Below are 18649 nucleotides of genomic sequence, written 5' to 3' on the forward strand. Positions count from 1 at the left end.
ATCGTCTAATCGAAGAGAATCGATGTGAAAGTACTAACCGTATTTGGCACCAGGCCGGAGGCCATCAAGATGGCGCCTCTGGTTCATGCGCTGGCCAGAGATCCTGATATTGAAGCGAAAGTGTGCGTGACTGCCCAGCACCGTGAGATGCTCGATCAGGTCTTAACCCTCTTTTCTATCGTCCCGGATTACGATCTCAATATAATGAAACCGGGACAGGGACTGACGGAAATCACCTGCCGTATTCTGCAAGAATTAAAGCCTATTCTGGAGTCGTTCAAGCCGGATGTAGTGCTGGTGCACGGCGACACCACCACCACCGTGGCGACCAGCCTGGCCGCGTTCTATCAGCGTATCCCTGTTGGCCATGTCGAAGCGGGACTGCGTACCGGCAATCTTTATTCCCCGTGGCCGGAAGAGGCCAACCGTACGCTCACCGGTCACCTGGCGATGTACCATTTTGCGCCAACCGAGAACTCACGTCAGAACCTGCTGCGCGAAAATATCAGCGACAGCAAAATCTTCGTTACCGGCAATACGGTCATTGATGCGCTGATTTGGGTGCGTGACCGCGTGCTGGCTAACAGCGAGCTTCAGGCAGAACTCGCTGCGCGCTATCCGTTCCTGAACAACGGCAAGAAAACGATTCTGGTGACGGGACACCGCCGCGAAAGTTTTGGCCGTGGCTTTGAGCAAATCTGCCACGCGCTGGCTGAAATCGCCGCGCAGAATGAGGATGTGCAGATTGTCTATCCGGTGCACCTTAACCCTAACGTCAGCGAACCGGTCAACCGTATCCTGGGCCACGTGGAAAACGTGCTCCTGATAGAGCCGCAGGACTATCTGCCATTTGTCTGGCTGATGAACCACGCCTGGCTGATCCTGACCGATTCTGGCGGCATTCAGGAAGAGGCGCCTTCCCTCGGTAAGCCGGTACTGGTGATGCGCGAAACCACTGAACGTCCGGAAGCGGTCACTGCCGGTACCGTGCGTCTGGTGGGAACGGATCCGCGTCGTATTGTCGAAGAGGTCACGCGCTTACTGCATGACGAAGAAGAGTATCAGGCGATGAGCCGTGCCCATAACCCGTACGGGGACGGGCAGGCTTGTGGACGTATTTTGCACGCACTTAAACACAATCGGGTAACGCTATGAGTTTTACTACCATCTCTGTTGTTGGTCTCGGCTATATCGGGCTGCCTACTGCGGCGGCCTTTGCCTCTCGTCAAAAGCAGGTTATTGGCGTAGATATCAACGCGCATGCGGTAGAAACCATCAACCGTGGCGAAATTCATATCGTGGAGCCCGATCTCGATCGTGTGGTGAAAAAGGCGGTGGACGATGGCTTCCTGCGCGCCAGCACCACGCCGGTAGAAGCCGATGCGTACCTGATTGCGGTTCCAACGCCCTTTAAAGGCGATCATGAACCTGACATGGTTTACGTCGAGGCGGCGGCAAAATCCATTGCGCCTGTGCTGAAGAAAGGGGCACTGGTTATTCTTGAGTCCACTTCACCTGTTGGGGCAACCGAGCAGATGGCACAGTGGCTGGCCGAGGCGCGTCCCGATCTCAGCTTCCCCCAGCAGGCGGGCGACCAGGCCGATATCAACATCGCCTACTGCCCTGAGCGCGTACTGCCAGGCCAGGTGATGGTGGAACTGATTAAAAATGACCGCGTGATTGGCGGCATGACCCCAGTCTGCTCCGCGCGCGCCAGCGAGCTGTATAAGATCTTCCTTGAAGGCGAATGCGTGGTGACCAACTCCCGTACCGCCGAGATGTGCAAACTGACCGAAAACAGCTTCCGCGATGTTAACATTGCATTTGCGAATGAACTGTCGTTGATTTGCGCCGATCAGGGGATTAACGTCTGGGAACTTGTTCGCCTTGCCAATCGTCACCCACGCGTGAACATCCTTCAGCCGGGGCCGGGTGTGGGTGGGCACTGTATCGCTGTCGATCCGTGGTTTATCGTGGCGCAGAATCCGGAACAGGCACGCCTGATTCGCACCGCGCGCGAAGTAAACGACCACAAACCGCACTGGGTTATCAACCAGGTGAAAGCCACGGTGGCGGATTGCCTCGCCGACAGCGGCAAACGTGCCAGTGAGCTGAAAATTGCCTGCTTTGGTCTGGCATTCAAACCGAATATTGACGATCTGCGCGAAAGCCCGGCAATGGAAATTGCCGAAACGATCGCAGCCTGGCACACCGGTGAAACGCTGGTGGTTGAGCCGAATATTCATGCGTTGCCGGCAAAACTTGCCGGTCACTGCACCCTTACCGCACTGGATGACGCGCTGGCGACGGCGGATGTGCTGGTGCTGCTGGTGGATCACAATGCGTTTAAAGCGGTCTCCGCTGATGCCGTGCGTCAGCAGTATATTGTTGATACTAAGGGCGTTTGGCGTTGATTACTCTCAACGGCGTGCTGGAGTCCCTTGAGTGGGAAAGCGTATTTTTTTCGCTCCCCTCAGCGATAGTGCGTCTGCGCGATAACGCTCCTGCGTTGCAGGACGCAGACTTCAGCGCCTGGCAGCGCGTACAGGCTAAGATCCCGGCGGACCGCGCCGATCTGCTGGACGCGCTCCAGCAGCACGGATTCCGGCTGGTCGAGGGCGAGGTTGATCTCTCTGTTACCGTGGCCCGCCACGGCTCACCGGGCGCGGAAATTGCAACGGAGCAGGATATCCCCGCGCTGCGCAAGATGGCGGCGCTGGCTTTCGCTCAAAGCCGTTTCCGGGCGCCCTGGTATGCGCCCGATGACAGCGGCCGCTTTTATGCCCGGTGGATAGAGAATGCGGTTAAAGGCACGTTTGACCACGTCTGTCTGGTGTTCCGTACTGCCGGTGGGCAGATTCAGGGTTTTGTTTCGCTTCGCAGGCTCAACGAGCACGAGGCGCGCATCGGTTTGTTAGCCGGGCGCGGCATGGGCGAAAAACTCATGCAGGCGGCGCTGCACTGGGCGGAGCAACAACAGGTATCGACGCTGCGGGTCGCAACCCAGATGGGCAACACCGCTGCGCTTAAACGTTATATTGCGAGTGGTGCCAGCATCGACGCCACCGCCTACTGGTTATACAGGTGACAAGATGATTCCATTTAACGCGCCACCCGTTGTGGGCACTGAACTTGATTACATGCAGTCGGCTATGGGCAGCGGCAAGCTCTGTGGCGACGGTGGTTTTACCCGTCGCTGCCAGCAGTGGATGGAGCAACGTTTTCACAGTGCCAAGGTGCTGCTGACGCCGTCCTGTACCGCATCGCTCGAAATGGCCGCGCTGCTGCTGGATATTCAGCCCGGCGATGAAGTGATCATGCCGAGCTACACCTTCGTCTCCACGGCGAACGCGTTTGTCCTGCGCGGGGCGAAAATCGTGTTTGTGGATATCCGTCCGGATACCATGAACATCAACGAAACGCTGATTGAAGCGGCGATCACCGACAAAACGCGGGCAATTGTTCCGGTGCATTACGCGGGCGTGGCCTGTGAAATGGACACCATCATGGCCATCGCCAAAAAGCACAACCTGTTCGTGGTGGAAGATGCCGCGCAGGGCGTGATGTCCACCTACAAAGGTCGCGCGCTGGGAACCATCGGTCATATCGGCTGCTTTAGCTTCCACGAAACCAAAAACTACACCGCAGGCGGCGAAGGCGGCGCGACGCTGATTAACGATCGTGCCCTTGTCGAGCGTGCGGAAGTGATCCGTGAAAAAGGGACCAACCGCAGCCAGTTCTTCCGCGGTCAGGTGGATAAATACACCTGGCGCGATATCGGCTCAAGCTACCTGATGGCGGACTTGCAGGCCGCGTATCTCTGGGCGCAGCTGGAAGCGGCAGAGCGAATCAATCTGCAACGCCTCTCCCTGTGGCAAACCTACTACGACGCGCTGGAGTCGCTGGCTAAAGCCGGACGTATTGAACTGCCGACTATTCCGGCAGACTGCATCCACAACGCCCACATGTTCTATATCAAGCTGCGCGATAACAACGATCGCAGCAAGCTGATTGCCTGGCTGAAGGAGGCGGAAATTATGGCGGTATTCCACTATATTCCGCTGCACTCCAGCCCGGCTGGCGAAGCCTTCGGGATGTTTGCCGGTGAAGACCGCTACACCACCAAAGAGAGCGAACGTCTGCTCCGCCTGCCCCTGTTCTACAACCTCGCGCCGGTGAACCAGCGTACGGTGATCAATTCGCTTCTGAGTTATTTCGCCTGATATGTCTCTGGCAAAAGCGTCGGTGTGGACGGCAGCGTCCACACTAGTAAAAATTGGCGCCGGGTTACTGGTCGTCAAGCTGCTGGCCGTCTCATTTGGTCCGTCAGGCGTTGGGCTGGCAGGGAACTTCCGCCAGCTGGTCACAGTGCTTGGCGTGCTGGCAGGTGCCGGGATATTCAATGGCGTCACCAAATACGTCGCGCAGCATCATGACGATGCCGAAAAGCTTCGCACGGTGGTGGGCACCTCCTCTGCTATGGTGCTGGGCTTCTCTACGTTGCTGGCCATCGTCTTTTTGCTGGCGGCGGCACCTGTTAGTCAGGGACTGTTCGGACACACGCACTATCAGGGACTGGTGCGCCTGGTGGCGTTCGTTCAGATGGGCATCGCCTGGGCGAACCTGCTGCTGGCGCTGATGAAAGGCTTCCGTGATGCCGCCGGGAATGCGCTGGCGCTGATCCTCGGCAGCATCATCGGCGTTATCGCCTACTACTTTTGCTATCGACTGGGCGGCTATGAAGGCGCGCTGCTGGGGCTGGCGCTGGTGCCTGCGCTCGTTGTCGTTCCGGCAGCGTTTATGCTGATGCGCAGAGGCAATGTCCCGCTGGGTTACCTGAAACCGCAGTGGGACAAGATGCTGGCGGGGCAGCTAGGAAAGTTTACCCTGATGGCGCTCATCACTTCGGTAACGCTTCCCGTGGCTTACGTGATGATGCGAAACCTGCTGGCAGCGCATTACAGCTGGGATGAAGTGGGGATCTGGCAGGGCGTAAGCAGCATTTCAGATGCTTACCTCCAATTTATTACGGCTTCCTTTAGCGTCTATTTGCTGCCAACCTTATCGCGCCTGACGTCCAGGCAGGATATTACCCGCGAGATTTTTCGCGCCCTGCGTTTCGTGTTGCCGGCGGTTGCGATCGCCAGCTTTACCGTGTGGTTACTGCGTGATTTCGCCATCTGGCTGCTGTTTTCAGCGAAGTTTACCGCCATGCGCGATCTGTTTGCCTGGCAACTGGTCGGCGATGTGCTGAAAGTGGGGGCATACGTTTTCGGCTATCTGGTGATTGCGAAGGCTTCGCTGCGGTTGTATATCCTGGCAGAGATCGGCCAGTTTGCGCTGCTAACGGCATTTTCTCACTGGCTGATCCCCACCCACGGTGCGCTGGGGGCGGCGCAGGCCTATATGGCAACTTATATCGTTTATTTCGCTGCCTGTTGCGGCGTATTTTTACTTTGGCGTAAACGCGCATGACTGCACTGATACACATACTGGGATCGGATATCCCGCATCATAACCAGACCGTTCTGCGGTTCTTCAACGATGAACTGGCATCCGGCACGCCCGATGCGCGTGAGTTTATGGTCGTTGGATGCGATAACGGCCTGAGCGCGGCGTGTCCGGCATTGCATATCACCTTCTGGCCAGACAAAGCGGCGCTGACGAAGGCCGTGGTTGCTAAAGCCAAAGCGGATCGAAGCCAACGTTTCTTCTTCCATGGACAGTTCAATACCGGACTGTGGCTGGCGCTGTTAAGCGGCGGGATCAAACCTTCTCAGTTCAGCTGGCATATCTGGGGAGCGGATCTCTACGAAGTCTCCCGTGGCTGGAAGTTCCGACTTTTCTATCCGCTGCGTCGTCTGGCGCAGGCGCGCGTGGGCTGCGTTTTTGCTACCCGAGGCGATCTCAACTATTTTGCTAAACAGCACCCGAAGGTTCGCGGGGAGCTGCTCTATTTCCCGACCCGTATGGATCCGGCGCTGAACACCATGGCGAATGACACGGTTCGAGAGGGCAAGCTGACCATCCTGGTGGGGAATTCCGGCGATCGCAGTAACGAGCATGTCGCGGCGCTGAGGGCGGTGCATCAGCAGTTTGGCGACACGGTGAACGTGGTGGTGCCGATGGGCTATCCCGCCAATAACGACGCCTACATCGATGAAGTTCGCCAGCAGGGGCTTGCGCTGTTTAGCGCGGAAAACCTGCACATTCTCAGCGATAAGCTGGAATTTGATGACTATCTCGCGCTGCTGCGAAAATGCGATCTGGGCTATTTCATCTTTGCCCGTCAGCAGGGGATTGGCACGCTGTGTCTGCTGATTCAGGCGGGCGTACCCTGCGTGCTCAACCGCGAAAACCCGTTCTGGCAGGACATGGCCGAGCAGCATATTCCGGTGCTGTTTACCTCTGACACGCTTAATGTCGAGGTGGTACGGGAAGCGCAGCGTCAGCTCACGCTGGTGGATAAAAATAGCATCGACTTTTTCAGCCCGAACTACCTCACGCCGTGGCACCGCGCGCTGCGTATTGCTTCAGGAGACAACGCATGAGCCAGTTGCAGTTTAGCGGCTTGCTGGTGGTCTGGCTGCTGAGCACGCTGTTTATCGCCACGCTCACCTGGTTTGAATTCCGGCGGGTACGTTTTAACTTCAACGTATTCTTCTCGCTGCTGTTTTTGCTGACCTTTTTCTTTGGCTTCCCGCTGACCAGCATCCTCGTGTTCCGCTTTGATGTTGGCGTCGCGCCGCCGGAAATCTTGTTGCAGGCGCTGCTCTCTGCGACCTGCTTCTACGCGGTGTACTACGTCACTTATAAAACGCGCCTGCGCGCGGCAAAAGACACCACCCCTCGTCGTCCGCTGTTTACCATGAACCGGGTAGAAACCCATCTGACGTGGGTTATGCTGATGACTATCGCCCTCGTCAGCGTGGCGATTTTCTTCATGCATAACGGCTTTTTACTGTTTAAGTTGCAGTCCTATAGCCAGATTTTCTCCGCCGAAGTCTCCGGCGTCGCGCTCAAGCGTTTCTTCTATTTCTTTATCCCGGCGATGCTGGTGGTCTTTTTCCTGCGTCAGGACAGCAAAGCCTGGCTGTTCTTCCTGGTCAGCACCGTCGCATTTGGCATTCTGACCTACATGATCGTCGGCGGCACCCGCGCCAACATCATTATCGCCTTCGCGATTTTCCTGTTTATCGGCATTATTCGCGGCTGGATCTCGCTGTGGATGCTGGCGGCGGCAGGCGTCTTTGGCATTGTGGGGATGTTCTGGCTGGCGCTGAAGCGCTACGGGCTGAACGTGGCCGGCGACGAAGCGTTTTACACCTTCCTGTATCTGACGCGCGACACCTTCTCGCCGTGGGAAAACCTGGCATTACTGCTGCAAAACTACGACAAGATCGAATTCCAGGGGCTGGCGCCGATTGTTCGCGATTTCTATGTCTTTATACCGACGTGGCTGTGGCCCGATCGTCCCGGCATTGTCCTGAACACGGCGAACTACTTCACCTGGGAAGTGCTGAACAACCATTCGGGTCTGGCGATTTCCCCAACCCTGATTGGCTCGCTGGTAGTGATGGGCGGAACGTGGTTTATCCTGCCTGGCGCGATCGCGGTAGGGCTGATAATAAAATGGTTCGACTGGCTATATACGCTGGGTAACGAAGAGACCAACCGCTACAAAGCCGCTGTTTTGCACAGTTTCTGTTTCGGTGCCATTTTCAATATGATCGTTCTGGCGCGCGAGGGGCTGGATTCATTCGTCTCACGCGTGGTGTTCTTTATGGTCGTTTTCGGACTCTGTCTGCTGCTGGCAAAACTGCTGTACTGGTTGTTTGACAGTGCAGGGCTTGTGCACAGACGTGAGCCACAGGGCAGCACAACGCTGTCGCAAGTCTGAGTAGGGATTATCATGACGGATACAACTTCAGCCCCGCGTTATGCACTGCGCGGGCTACAGCTGATTGGCTGGCGTGACATGCAGCACGCGCTGGATTTTCTGTTCGCGGACGGGCAGATGAAGTCGGGCACGCTGGTGGCCATCAACGCAGAAAAAATGCTGGCGGTTGAAGATAATGCGGAAGTGAAAAGCCTGATTGAAGCCGCGGAGTTTAAATACGCAGACGGTATTAGCGTGGTGCGTTCAATTCGTAAAAAGTTTCCAGACGCTAATGTGTCTCGCGTGGCGGGTGCTGACCTTTGGGAGCGGCTTATGGAGCGCGCAGGCGCTGAAGGCACGCCGGTATTTTTGATCGGCGGCAAGCCAGAGGTGCTGGCGCAGACCGAACAAAAGCTGCGTAGCCAGTGGAATGTTAACATAGTGGGCAGTCAGGATGGCTATTTCAGGCCGGAAGATCGCCAGGCGTTATATGAGCGCGTGCGCGACAGCGGGGCGAAAATTGTCACTGTCGCTATGGGGTCGCCGCGCCAGGAAATACTGATGCGCGATTGCCGTCTGGTCAGCCCGGATGCGCTTTATATGGGCGTTGGCGGCACCTACGACGTCTTTACCGGCCACGTTAAGCGTGCGCCCAAAGTCTGGCAAAATCTGGGGCTGGAGTGGCTCTACCGCCTGCTCTCCCAACCGACGCGTATAAAACGACAGATTCGCCTTCTGCGCTACCTCGCCTGGCACTACACCGGGAAAATGTAATCAATATGCAGCGCGATCTGCTGTTCGCGCTGCAACGCCCCCCGCAAAACTGCTGAGTTTATGTGCAATGCATTCATTTTTTTAATGCATTGTTTGCCATTTGCCAGAATTTAAGAAACCATTCGCTCCGTATTTCAGTACCCCTCAAAACAATACCCGGCAACAAGTCGGGAAACAGCAAACACAACCGAGGAATTATGGCAGAGAAAAAACCGGAGCTTCAGCGTGGGCTGGAAGCTCGACATATTGAACTGATCGCGCTGGGCGGGACTATCGGCGTTGGCCTGTTTATGGGCTCGGCAAGCACGCTGAAGTGGGCGGGGCCTTCCGTCCTGCTGGCGTATATTATTGCCGGACTGTTCGTCTTCTTCATCATGCGCTCAATGGGCGAAATGCTGTTTCTGGAGCCGGTGACGGGCTCTTTCGCCGTTTACGCCCACCGGTATATGAGCCCGTTCTTTGGTTATCTCACGGCCTGGTCGTACTGGTTTATGTGGATGGCCGTGGGGATTTCGGAGATCACCGCCATCGGGGTCTACGTGCAGTTCTGGTTCCCGGAGATGGCCCAGTGGATACCCGCGCTTATTGCCGTAGGGCTGGTGGCGCTGGCGAACCTTGCCGCCGTTCGTCTTTACGGCGAAATCGAGTTCTGGTTTGCGATGATCAAAGTCACCACCATCATCGTGATGATTGTCGTTGGCCTTGGGGTCATCTTCTTTGGCTTCGGTAACGGCGGGCACGCTATCGGTTTTGGTAACCTGACCGGGCACGGCGGCTTCTTTGCGGGCGGCTGGAAGGGCTTTCTGACGGCACTCTGTATCGTTGTCGCCTCCTATCAGGGCGTTGAGCTGATCGGCATTACCGCTGGTGAGGCGAAAAACCCACAGGTCACGCTGCGTAGCGCGGTAGGCAAGGTGCTGTGGCGTATCCTGATTTTCTATGTGGGCGCGATCTTCGTTATCGTGACCATTTTCCCATGGAACGAGATCGGCACCACCGGCAGCCCGTTTGTCTTAACCTTCGCTAAGATTGGCATCACGGCGGCAGCCGCCATTATCAACTTTGTGGTGCTGACGGCGGCGCTCTCCGGCTGTAACAGCGGAATGTACAGCTGTGGGCGTATGCTTTACGCGCTCTCGCAAAACAAACAGCTGCCGGCGGTGATGGGTAAAGTCTCCTGCGTGGGTGTACCGGTGGCGGGCGTAGCGGTGTCGATTGTGATTCTGCTGATTGGCTCTTGCCTGAACTACATCATCCCGAATCCGCAGCGCGTGTTTGTTTATGTTTATAGCGCCAGCGTGCTGCCGGGGATGGTACCGTGGTTTGTCATTTTGATTAGCCAGCTGCGTTTCCGACAGGCGCACAAAGAAGCGATCGCCAGCCATCCATTCCGTTCCATTCTGTTCCCGTATGCGAACTATTTGACGATGGCGTTCCTGATTTGCGTATTAATTGGAATGTACTTTAATGAAGATACCCGCATGTCGCTGTTTGTCGGGATGATCTTCCTGGCTGCCGTCACAGCTGCATATAAACTTTTTGGCCTGGGTCGCCGTGGCTCCGCCCATAAAGTGGAGGAATAAGCGGCAAAATGTGCAAACCATAACCAAACGCGCATTTTTTTCAAAAAAGCACTAGACAGCGGGGTCGGAGGTACGTAATATCCAGCCCCGCAACGGCGCTAAGCGCCCGTAGCTCAGCTGGATAGAGCGCTGCCCTCCGGAGGCAGAGGTCTCAGGTTCGAATCCTGTCGGGCGCGCCATTTTAGTCCCGGCGCTAGAGCTGCGGTGGTCTGAGAAGTAGTCAGAACCGCGTGAAAGAATACAGTGGTGGCTATAGCTCAGTTGGTAGAGCCCTGGATTGTGATTCCAGTTGTCGTGGGTTCGAATCCCATTAGCCACCCCATTATTGAAAGAGTTGTGAATTGCGAAGGTGGCGGAATTGGTAGACGCGCTAGCTTCAGGTGTTAGTGTTCTTACGGACGTGGGGGTTCAAGTCCCCCCCCTCGCACCACGACTTTTAATGAGTTGAACTAAAAATTCAAAAAAGCAGTACATCGGCGAGTAGCGCAGCTTGGTAGCGCAACTGGTTTGGGACCAGTGGGTCGGAGGTTCGAATCCTCTCTCGCCGACCAATTTTGAACCCCGCTTCGGCGGGGTTTTTTGTTTTCTGCGCTTTTTCATCCTGTAGCCATTCCCCGACAACACTCTATATCCTTGTCGCGATTCAGCGACATATAAGCTGTTAATAATAAAGAATTTATTATTTTCTCTCTTAACCTGTCTCCTGGTGACGACAGATTTCCGCCCTTAGCGCGATTTTGTATGGCGTAAGGCGTCTCTTAACAACATAATTTCCTTTTATCTTAAAATGTTGCGCGATGTAAAAGTTATGCGTGTAAACCTGGCACATTACATGCAATAATATGCGTGTAGATGCTCATTCCATCTCTTATGTTCGCCCTAAGGCCTCATAAACTCAGGAATGACGCAGAGCCGTTTACGGTGCTTATCGTCCACTGACAGATGTCGCTTCGGCCTCATCAAACACCATGGACATAACGTTGAGTGAAGCACCAAATATGTTGTCTTACAGACCTGTTTTAACGCCTGCTTTTATAGCAGGCGTTTTTTTATGGGTACAAAAAAGGAGGCCATCTGGCCTCCTGGATAATTACTGCTGCGTTCCGTTATTGTGTAGCGTAAGCAGAAGCCCATCACGCCGCATGGCTGCGGCCTCTTCCGGCTTGTGCTGCTTGTCCAGCGAATCAGCAAGCCAGGCGTAATCAAATGCGTCCGGGCGTTGCTTCAGCGCTGCGCGGAAGGCGAGACTCGCCTCCTGCCACTCGCCGTGTTTCATCAAAGACTGGCCCAGCGTACTCCACAGCAGCGGGCGATCGCCCACGGTTTTGATCTGCTGGCGCAATGCTTTTTCTATTTGTTCCGGATTGTTGGTTTTCAGACGCGGGATGACCATCACCAGGCGGTCATCATACTGTCGCTTGAGACCGTCGAGAAGGATCTCCTGCGCGGTGTCATGGTCGTCACACTCAATCAGATGTTCTGCCATCGCCACCTGAAGGGGAACCTGCTGGCGCGTTTTGCGGCTCTGGTTTTTCCACCAGGTTTTCAGGCCGTCGCTGCCAAGATCGGCGCGCGCCTGATCCATCAGGCCAATCCAGGCCAGACGCTGAAGTTCATCACGATGTTCATCATCACCCACGTCGGCTTTCGCCATGGAAGGGATAATGTCCAGCAGCGAACCCCAGGCACCTGTCCGAATGTATGCCTGCTCCGCAAGACGCAGCACTTCCGGATGACGAGGGGTAATTTCCAGCAGACGGTCAACGCCGTGACGTGCGGCATGGTTTTCATTGCGCGCCAGTTGCAGACGAACGCGGGTGATCTCAACCGGAATCGGATCCTTAGTTGAGAGCTCAGATGCGCGTTCAAGATGCTGATTGGCGCGGGCCTCATCGCCTCGCTGTTGCGCCGCCTCAGCGGCCAGCAGATAGTTAACAACCGGCTGTTCTGCATGGTCGGCATTTTTCGACATCAGCTTTTCAACCTGCTGATAGTCGCCTTCGGCCAGCTTCAGCAACGCTTGCTCGGTCTGCTTACGGGCGCGACGGCGCTTACGGCCAACGAACCAGCCGCGCGTGTGAACCCCGGTACGGAAAATCCGACGCAGGATCCATTCCACTGCCAGCAGGACGACCACACCCAGGATCAGGATGATCACCAGCCCTGTCACGCTGGTTTCGACGTTGTAGTTATCGGTCTGGATCAATACGTAACCCTGGTGACCCGCGAGCATCGGTCCCAGTACAATCCCGGCGATCAGCAGGATGAAGAGTAAGAAGACTTTTAGCATCATCACTCTCCTTGCGGCGCGCTTTCAGGCGCTTCAGCCGGGCGCTCTGCCGGAACGCCCGGCTGGGCCAGCAGGTTACGCACGCGCGTCTGCATGATCTTCTCCAGAATCGGCTGGCTTTCCAGCTTGTCCGGCACGTTCATGGTGATGTTTTGCTGGCTCAGCTTGTCGATATCCTCCAGGAACGCGGTCGTGGTTGCGTCATTGGTATCGTAGTAAGCACGTACCCACGTTGAAACGTTATCCAGCGCCTGTTTGTAGGTCTCTTCCTGGTGACGCGGTACGGCCTGAGCAGCCACCAGCAGGCGGGAGCGAATGTTTTCGCGCAGATAAACATCCTGGTTCGGTGCCAGCAGCGGCACGGCGGTTTCATCGCGGCGGCGAATGGTAATAAAGCTGTCCATAAAGTTCTGCCAGCTCTTTTGCAGGTTGATACGCCATTCGCTCAGGGAGCTGGACAGCTCGGTGCCGTCAGAATCCATCGGGGAGTCATCGTCGTTGTTATCGGCCAGCTGAAGGTTATCAATCTGGTTGGAGAGCTGATTTACCTTAAGGATGATACCGTCGTAGTCGACCTGAGAAACCGCAGACAGGCTGGCGATATCTTCCGTAATAGCGCGGCGTGCGTTGATGAGGCTCGGATCGTTCATATCGGCCAGGCTTGCGTCGGCGCTTTTCAGCAGCGCGGCGGCGGTGGTGACATCCTGATCGCTCCAGAGCTTGCGCCCGGCCAGCTTCACCAGAAAATCGGCCTGTGAGAGCAGCCAGGTTTTGGCATCGGTTCCCGAAATCGTGGCGACTTTCTCCTGCACTTCGCTCAGCTGTTTGGTCAACTCTTCACGTTTGCTGTTCGCGTCGGCGAGGGCGGCAGCCTGCTGTTTGATCACGCCTTCCAGCTCAGCTTTTTGCGTCTCCTGCGCTTTCTGTAGGGCGGTGATTTGGTTAACCAGCGCGTCGCTGGTGGCCGTCTGGTTGGTGCCTTGTTTCTTCACCAGTCCGTAGAGACCCACGCCTGCGGCCAGCGCAATCGCGATGGCAATCACGCTCAGCGTGAGGCTGGTTTTATTGCTGCCGTTTTTCTTCTCAACGGTTTTGTCTGTCGTCTCTGGCTGTGACGTGGTGTCCACAGTCTCCCTGGTCTCTTCAACCACGGCGGAGGATTTTTCGTGTTCCGTCATTATGGCTTCCCATTTGAGAGTTATTGTAATGCGCGCAGCAGCGCATCGTTGTCGGCGTTATCAGCGATCCGAATATCCTGCCAGCCCAGTTCCCGGGCGTGGTTCGCCAGACGCTCGCTGACGACCAGAAGCCGACAGCGGAGTAACCAGTTTTCGCGATACCAAAGCGGAATCAGCGACCAAAGCTGTTGTAACATTTCACCGCTGGTAACCACCAGCGTATTAATGCCGCGCGCATGCCAGCGCATGGCTTCTTCCGCGCCATCATAGTGTTTCGCACAGCGCTGATAGCACTCCACAAACGTCACGTCTGCGCCGCGTTCGCGCAGCGTCTCGCCCAGCAGTTCGCGGCCACCGTTGCCGCGCAAAATGAGCGCACGCTTTCCGGCAATAGTTTGTAATTCAGGTAATTGTAGCAAGACTTCGCTGATTTCCCGATCTAACGGGTAACGAACATCGATTCCGCTCGCGGTATGTAAGGCCAGCGCCGTGGTGCGCCCGATGGCGAAATAGCGGGGTGCGTGGGGCCAGTTAACGCCCTGCTGTTGTAGCTGCGCATGGGCAAATTCCACGGCATGCTGCGATAGCGCAAAGAGCAGATCACCTTCCTGCAAGGCACGCATCTGGTCAGCGAGCGTAGGCAGCTCGCGACCGGGGGAGAATTCAATCAACGGAAAACTCCAGGCCACCTGCCCCAGTGCGCGCAGACGGCTCACTAACTGCTCTCCTGCGGGAGAAGGGCGGGTGACAAGTATGCTCATGCAGGGGGCTCTCCGTTATAGACCTCAGCCAGAATTTCACGCGCGCCGTTACTCAGCAGCTCTTCCGCCAGCGATACGCCAAGCGCCTCGGCATCCTGCGGCTTGCCGCGACGTTCACCGCGAACCATCTGCGAGCCGTCCGGCGCGCCAACCAGCGCACGCAGCCACAGCTCACCGTCAGTTAATTCAGCATAGCTGCCAATTGGCACCTGACAGCCTCCTTCGAGGCGAGTATTCATCGCGCGCTCGGCTTTTACGCGAACGGCGGTATCGTCATGATTCAGCGGCGCGAGCAGTGCCTGAGTACGCGCATCATCCAGACGACACTCAATGCCGACGGCACCCTGGCCGACGGCGGGGAGCGACAGCTCCGGCGGCAACGCCACGCGAATACGTTCTTCCAGCCCCAGGCGTTTCAGGCCCGCAACCGCAAGAATAATGGCATCGTAGTCGCCGTTATCCAGCTTGCCAAGGCGTGTGCCGACGTTCCCGCGCAGCGAGCGAATCACCAGATCCGGACGACGTTCAGCCAACTGACACTGGCGGCGTAAACTTGACGTGCCGACCACGCTGCCTGCCGGCAACGCATCAAGCGAGTCATAGCGATTAGAGACAAACGCATCGCGCGGATCCTCGCGCTCGCAGATGGTCACCAGCCCCAGCCCTTCCGGGAACTCAACGGGCACATCCTTCATCGAATGCACGGCGATATCGGCGCGGTTCTCAAGCAATGCCAGTTCCAGCTCTTTGACAAACAGACCCTTTCCGCCCACTTTGGCCAGCGGCGTATCAAGAATGACATCGCCACGCGTGACCATTGGCACCAGCTCAACGCGTAATCCGGTGTGGCAGGCTTCCAGGCGCTGCTTAACATAATGTGCCTGCCAGAGCGCAAGAGGACTTTGGCGTGTGGCAATTCTCAAAACATTGTCTAACATGCTTGTTACCGTCATTATCAATCGCTAACCATCCTAACATTGTTGACACTCGGATGGCAGTTTTACGGTTGATGAAGAGTGAGAGGGACAGGGCGGCGTTCGCGTCAGCCACCGCCGTATTCAGGAATTTACACGTACAGAACGGTGCTACACTTGTATGTAGCGCATCTTTCTTTACGGTCAACCGGCAAGGTGTTAAATTGATCACGTTTTAGACCATTTTTTCGTCTGTACCACCAGAAAACAACAAGGCGAAAAAGGGTAACGGTTATTTTTTGAAATACTGCGGGTCCGCTGCTTGTTCTGTTTTGAATGGCGTGCGACACCCGGAAACATCAGGCGATACGTCTTGTACCTCTATATTGAGACTCTGAAACAGAGACTGGATGCCATCAATCAATTGCGTGTGGATCGCGCGCTTGCTGCCATGGGCCCTGCTTTCCAGCAGGTATACAGTCTACTGCCGACATTGTTGCACTATCACCATCCGCTAATGCCGGGTTACCTCGATGGTAACGTTCCCCAGGGCATTTGCCTCTTCACGCCTGATGAAACCCAACAGCACTATCTGACTGAACTTGAGCTTTACCGTGGTATGCCGCCGCAGGTTTCGCCGAAAGGCGAGCTGCCGATTACCGGGGTTTACTCCATGGGCAGCACGTCATCGGTTGGGCAAAGTTGTTCTTCTGACCTGGATATCTGGGTCTGCCATCAGTCCTGGCTCGACAATGAAGAGCGCCAGCTGTTGCAGCGTAAATGCAGTCTGCTGGAGAGCTGGGCGGCGTCGCTCGGCGTGGAAGTGAGCTTCTTCCTGATTGATGAAAACCGTTTCCGCCATAACGAAAGCGGCAGTCTGGGTGGTGAAGACTGCGGCTCGACTCAGCATATTCTGTTGCTGGATGAGTTTTACCGTACAGCGGTTCGCCTGGCCGGAAAACGTATTCTGTGGAATATGGTGCCGTGCGATGAAGAAGAGAATTATGACGACTACGTCATGTCGCTTTACTCGCAGGGCGTACTGACGCCAAACGAGTGGCTGGATCTGGGCGGTCTGAGCTCCCTGTCCGCCGAAGAGTACTTTGGTGCAAGCCTCTGGCAGCTCTATAAGAGCATTGATTCACCGTACAAAGCGGTGCTGAAAACCCTGCTGCTGGAAGCCTACTCCTGGGAATACCCCACGCCGCGTCTGCTGGCGAAAGATATTAAGCAGCGTCTGCACGACGGGGAGATCGTCTCCTACGGGCTTGATGCCTACTGCATGATGCTGGAACGCGTCACCGAATACCTGACGGCCATTGATGACGCCACGCGTCTTGACCTGGTGCGTCGATGTTTCTATCTCAAAGTCTGTGAAAAACTGAGCCGCGAGCGCGCCTGCGTTGGCTGGCGCCGTGAAGTGGTCAGCCAGTTAGTCAAAGAGTGGGGATGGGACGAAGCGCGTCTCGCCATGCTTGACAACCGCGCCAACTGGAAAATCGATCAGGTGCGCGAGGCGCACAACGAGCTGCTTGATGCGATGATGCAGAGCTACCGCAACCTGATCCGCTTTGCCCGCCGTAACAACCTTAGCGTTTCTGCCAGCCCACAGGATATCGGGGTGCTGACCCGTAAACTGTACGCCGCGTTTGAAGCGTTGCCGGGCAAGGTAACGCTGGTGAACCCACAGATTTCGCCTGACCTGTCTGAACCGAATCTGACCTTTATCTACGTGCCGCCGGGCCGCGCAAACCGCACCGGGTGGTATCTGTACAACCGTGCGCCAAGCATGGATTCGATCATCAGCCATCAGCCGCTGGAGTATAACCGCTACCTTAACAAGCTGGTGGCCTGGGCCTGGTTTAACGGCCTTCTCACCTCACGCACCCGGTTGTTTATCAAGGGCAACGAGGTGGTCGATTTAGCCAAATTGCAGGAGATGGTGGCGGATGTCTCGCACCACTTCCCACTGCGTCTGCCTGCGCCGACGCCAAAAGCGCTCTACAGCCCGTGTGAGATTCGCCATCTGGCGATCATCGTCAACCTGGAATACGACCCGACGGCGGCCTTCCGCAATCAGGTGGTTCACTTTGACTTCCGTAAGCTGGACGTCTTTAGCTTCGGTGAGCAGCAAAACTGCCTGGTGGGCAGCGTGGATCTGCTGTACCGCAACTCGTGGAACGAAGTGCGTACCCTGCACTTTAACGGCGAGCAGGCGATGATCGAGGCGCTGAAAACGATCCTCGGCAAGATGCATCAGGATGCCGCGCCGCCGGACAGCGTGGAGGTGTTCTGCTACAGCCAGCACCTTCGCGGCCTGATTCGTACCCGCGTGCAGCAGCTGGTGTCTGAGTGCATCGAATTGCGTCTTTCCAGCACCCGGAATGAAACCGGACGCTTTAAAGCGCTGCGCGTCTCCGGCCAGACCTGGGGGCTGTTCTTTGAGCGCCTGAACGTGTCGGTGCAGAAGCTGGAGAACGCCATTGAATTCTACGGCGCGATTTCACACAACAAACTGCATGGCCTGTCGGTTCAGGTGGAAACCAACCACGTTAAGCTGCCGCAGGTGGTGGATGGCTTTGCGAGTGAAGGGATTATTCAGTTCTTCTTCGAGGAGTCGGGCGATAACGCCGGGTTTAATATCTACATTCTGGATGAAACCAACCGTGCCGAGGTGTATCACCACTGTGAAGGCAGCAAAGAGGAGCTGGTGCGCGACGTCAGCCGGTTCTATTCATCCTCGCACGATCGCTTTACCTACGGCTCAAGTTTTATCAACTTCAACCTGCCGCAGTTCTACCAGATTGTGAATGTGGATGGACGAGCGCAGGTGATCCCGTTCCGTACGCAGGCGATTACCCCTGCGGTGCCCGCTAACCAGGAAACTGCGCCGCTGTTGCAGCAGTATTTCTCCTGAACCTTTTCGCCGGGCGGCGCTAACGCTTACCCGGCCTACGGTCCGAGCTGCTGTTGCCGGGTGGCGCTAACGCTTACGCGGCCTACGGTCTGAGCTGCTGTTGCCGGGTGGCGCTAACGCTTACCCGGCCTACGGTCCGAGCTGCTGTTGCGGTTGGCGCTCACGCTTACCCGGCCTACGGTCCGAGCCGCTGTTGCCGGGTGGTGCTAACGCTTACCCGGCCTACGGTCTGAGCTGCTGTTGCCGGGTGGCGCTAACGCTTACCCGGCCTACGATCCGAGCTGCTGGTGCGGTTGGCGCTAACGTTTACCCGGCCTACGGTCCGAGCTGCTGTTGCGGTTGGCGCTCACGCT

General features: G+C 56.3%; 14 protein-coding genes and 4 tRNA genes. 14 read left to right on the forward strand and 4 right to left on the reverse strand.

What is annotated here, in order from left to right:
- The first annotated feature begins 24 nt into the window (after window positions 1–24).
- The 13 genes from wecB (at window position 25) to ACOTXC_RS19360 (ending at window position 10787) form a co-directional block, all read left to right on the forward strand.
- Entirely contained in the window at window positions 25–1155 is a 1131-nt protein-coding gene (gene wecB / locus ACOTXC_RS19300) for a non-hydrolyzing UDP-N-acetylglucosamine 2-epimerase (protein WP_032622055.1), read from the forward strand.
- A complete protein-coding gene (wecC, locus tag ACOTXC_RS19305) occupies window positions 1152–2414 on the forward strand; it encodes a UDP-N-acetyl-D-mannosamine dehydrogenase (protein ID WP_421767909.1) in 1263 nt (420 codons plus the stop codon). The genes wecB and wecC overlap by 4 nt, the downstream gene beginning before the upstream one ends.
- Window positions 2411–3088, forward strand: coding sequence for a dTDP-4-amino-4,6-dideoxy-D-galactose acyltransferase (rffC, locus tag ACOTXC_RS19310; RefSeq protein WP_046621722.1), 678 nt, complete (start codon window positions 2411–2413; stop codon window positions 3086–3088). Before wecC ends, rffC begins: the two co-directional genes overlap by 4 nt.
- A gap of 4 nt (window positions 3089–3092) precedes the next feature.
- The gene (rffA, locus tag ACOTXC_RS19315) at window positions 3093–4223 is read left to right on the forward strand and encodes a dTDP-4-amino-4,6-dideoxygalactose transaminase (protein ID WP_421767910.1); all 1131 of its coding nucleotides are present in this window, start codon (window positions 3093–3095) and stop codon (window positions 4221–4223) included.
- 1 nt (window position 4224) lies between these two features.
- Window positions 4225–5475: a lipid III flippase WzxE gene (wzxE, locus tag ACOTXC_RS19320; RefSeq protein ID WP_303756247.1), complete on the forward strand. Its 1251-nt coding sequence runs from the start codon at window positions 4225–4227 to the stop codon at window positions 5473–5475.
- A complete protein-coding gene (locus ACOTXC_RS19325) occupies window positions 5472–6551 on the forward strand; it encodes a TDP-N-acetylfucosamine:lipid II N-acetylfucosaminyltransferase (RefSeq protein ID WP_023305223.1) in 1080 nt (359 codons plus the stop codon). The genes wzxE and ACOTXC_RS19325 overlap by 4 nt, the downstream gene beginning before the upstream one ends.
- Window positions 6548–7900: an ECA oligosaccharide polymerase gene (gene wzyE / locus ACOTXC_RS19330; RefSeq protein WP_017693948.1), complete on the forward strand. Its 1353-nt coding sequence runs from the start codon at window positions 6548–6550 to the stop codon at window positions 7898–7900. The genes ACOTXC_RS19325 and wzyE overlap by 4 nt, the downstream gene beginning before the upstream one ends.
- 12 nt (window positions 7901–7912) lie before the next feature.
- Window positions 7913–8653 carry a lipopolysaccharide N-acetylmannosaminouronosyltransferase gene (gene wecG, locus ACOTXC_RS19335; RefSeq protein ID WP_015570015.1) on the forward strand — a complete coding sequence of 247 codons (741 nt, stop codon included), beginning with the start codon at window positions 7913–7915 and terminating at the stop codon, window positions 8651–8653.
- A gap of 197 nt (window positions 8654–8850) precedes the next feature.
- On the forward strand, window positions 8851–10236 hold the full coding sequence (gene thrP, locus ACOTXC_RS19340) for a bifunctional threonine/serine APC transporter ThrP (RefSeq protein WP_417930217.1): 1386 nt from the start codon (window positions 8851–8853) through the stop codon (window positions 10234–10236).
- Between the two features lie 102 nt (window positions 10237–10338).
- A tRNA-Arg gene (locus ACOTXC_RS19345) sits at window positions 10339–10415 on the forward strand.
- Window positions 10416–10482: 67 nt separating this feature from the next.
- A tRNA-His gene (locus ACOTXC_RS19350) sits at window positions 10483–10558 on the forward strand.
- Window positions 10559–10579: 21 nt separating this feature from the next.
- Window positions 10580–10666 (forward strand) — tRNA-Leu (locus tag ACOTXC_RS19355).
- Window positions 10667–10710: 44 nt separating this feature from the next.
- Window positions 10711–10787: transfer RNA gene (locus ACOTXC_RS19360), tRNA-Pro, on the forward strand.
- A gap of 539 nt (window positions 10788–11326) precedes the next feature.
- Here ACOTXC_RS19360 and hemY read toward each other — a convergent pair.
- From hemY to hemC, 4 genes are read right to left on the reverse strand one after another with little or no spacing between them, the layout of a single operon-like run.
- Window positions 11327–12526 (reverse strand): protoheme IX biogenesis protein HemY, encoded by a 1200-nt coding sequence (gene hemY / locus ACOTXC_RS19365; protein ID WP_032622057.1) that lies wholly within the window; start codon window positions 12524–12526, stop codon window positions 11327–11329.
- A 2-nt stretch (window positions 12527–12528) separates the two neighbouring features.
- Window positions 12529–13704, reverse strand: coding sequence for a uroporphyrinogen-III C-methyltransferase (gene hemX / locus ACOTXC_RS19370; protein ID WP_421767911.1), 1176 nt, complete (start codon window positions 13702–13704; stop codon window positions 12529–12531).
- 20 nt (window positions 13705–13724) lie between these two features.
- Window positions 13725–14465 carry a uroporphyrinogen-III synthase gene (gene hemD / locus ACOTXC_RS19375; protein WP_023299041.1) on the reverse strand — a complete coding sequence of 247 codons (741 nt, stop codon included), beginning with the start codon at window positions 14463–14465 and terminating at the stop codon, window positions 13725–13727.
- On the reverse strand, window positions 14462–15403 hold the full coding sequence (hemC, locus tag ACOTXC_RS19380) for a hydroxymethylbilane synthase (RefSeq protein ID WP_038415042.1): 942 nt from the start codon (window positions 15401–15403) through the stop codon (window positions 14462–14464). The genes hemD and hemC overlap by 4 nt, the downstream gene beginning before the upstream one ends.
- Window positions 15404–15752: 349 nt before the next feature.
- Between hemC and cyaA the strand changes: the two genes are divergently transcribed.
- On the forward strand, window positions 15753–18296 hold the full coding sequence (cyaA, locus tag ACOTXC_RS19385; protein ID WP_022646660.1) for a class I adenylate cyclase: 2544 nt from the start codon (window positions 15753–15755) through the stop codon (window positions 18294–18296).
- Window positions 18297–18649: the final 353 nt, after the last annotated feature.

The organism is Enterobacter cloacae complex sp. IR5428 (assembly GCF_049238585.1).
Lineage (GTDB): Bacteria > Pseudomonadota > Gammaproteobacteria > Enterobacterales > Enterobacteriaceae > Enterobacter > Enterobacter intestinihominis.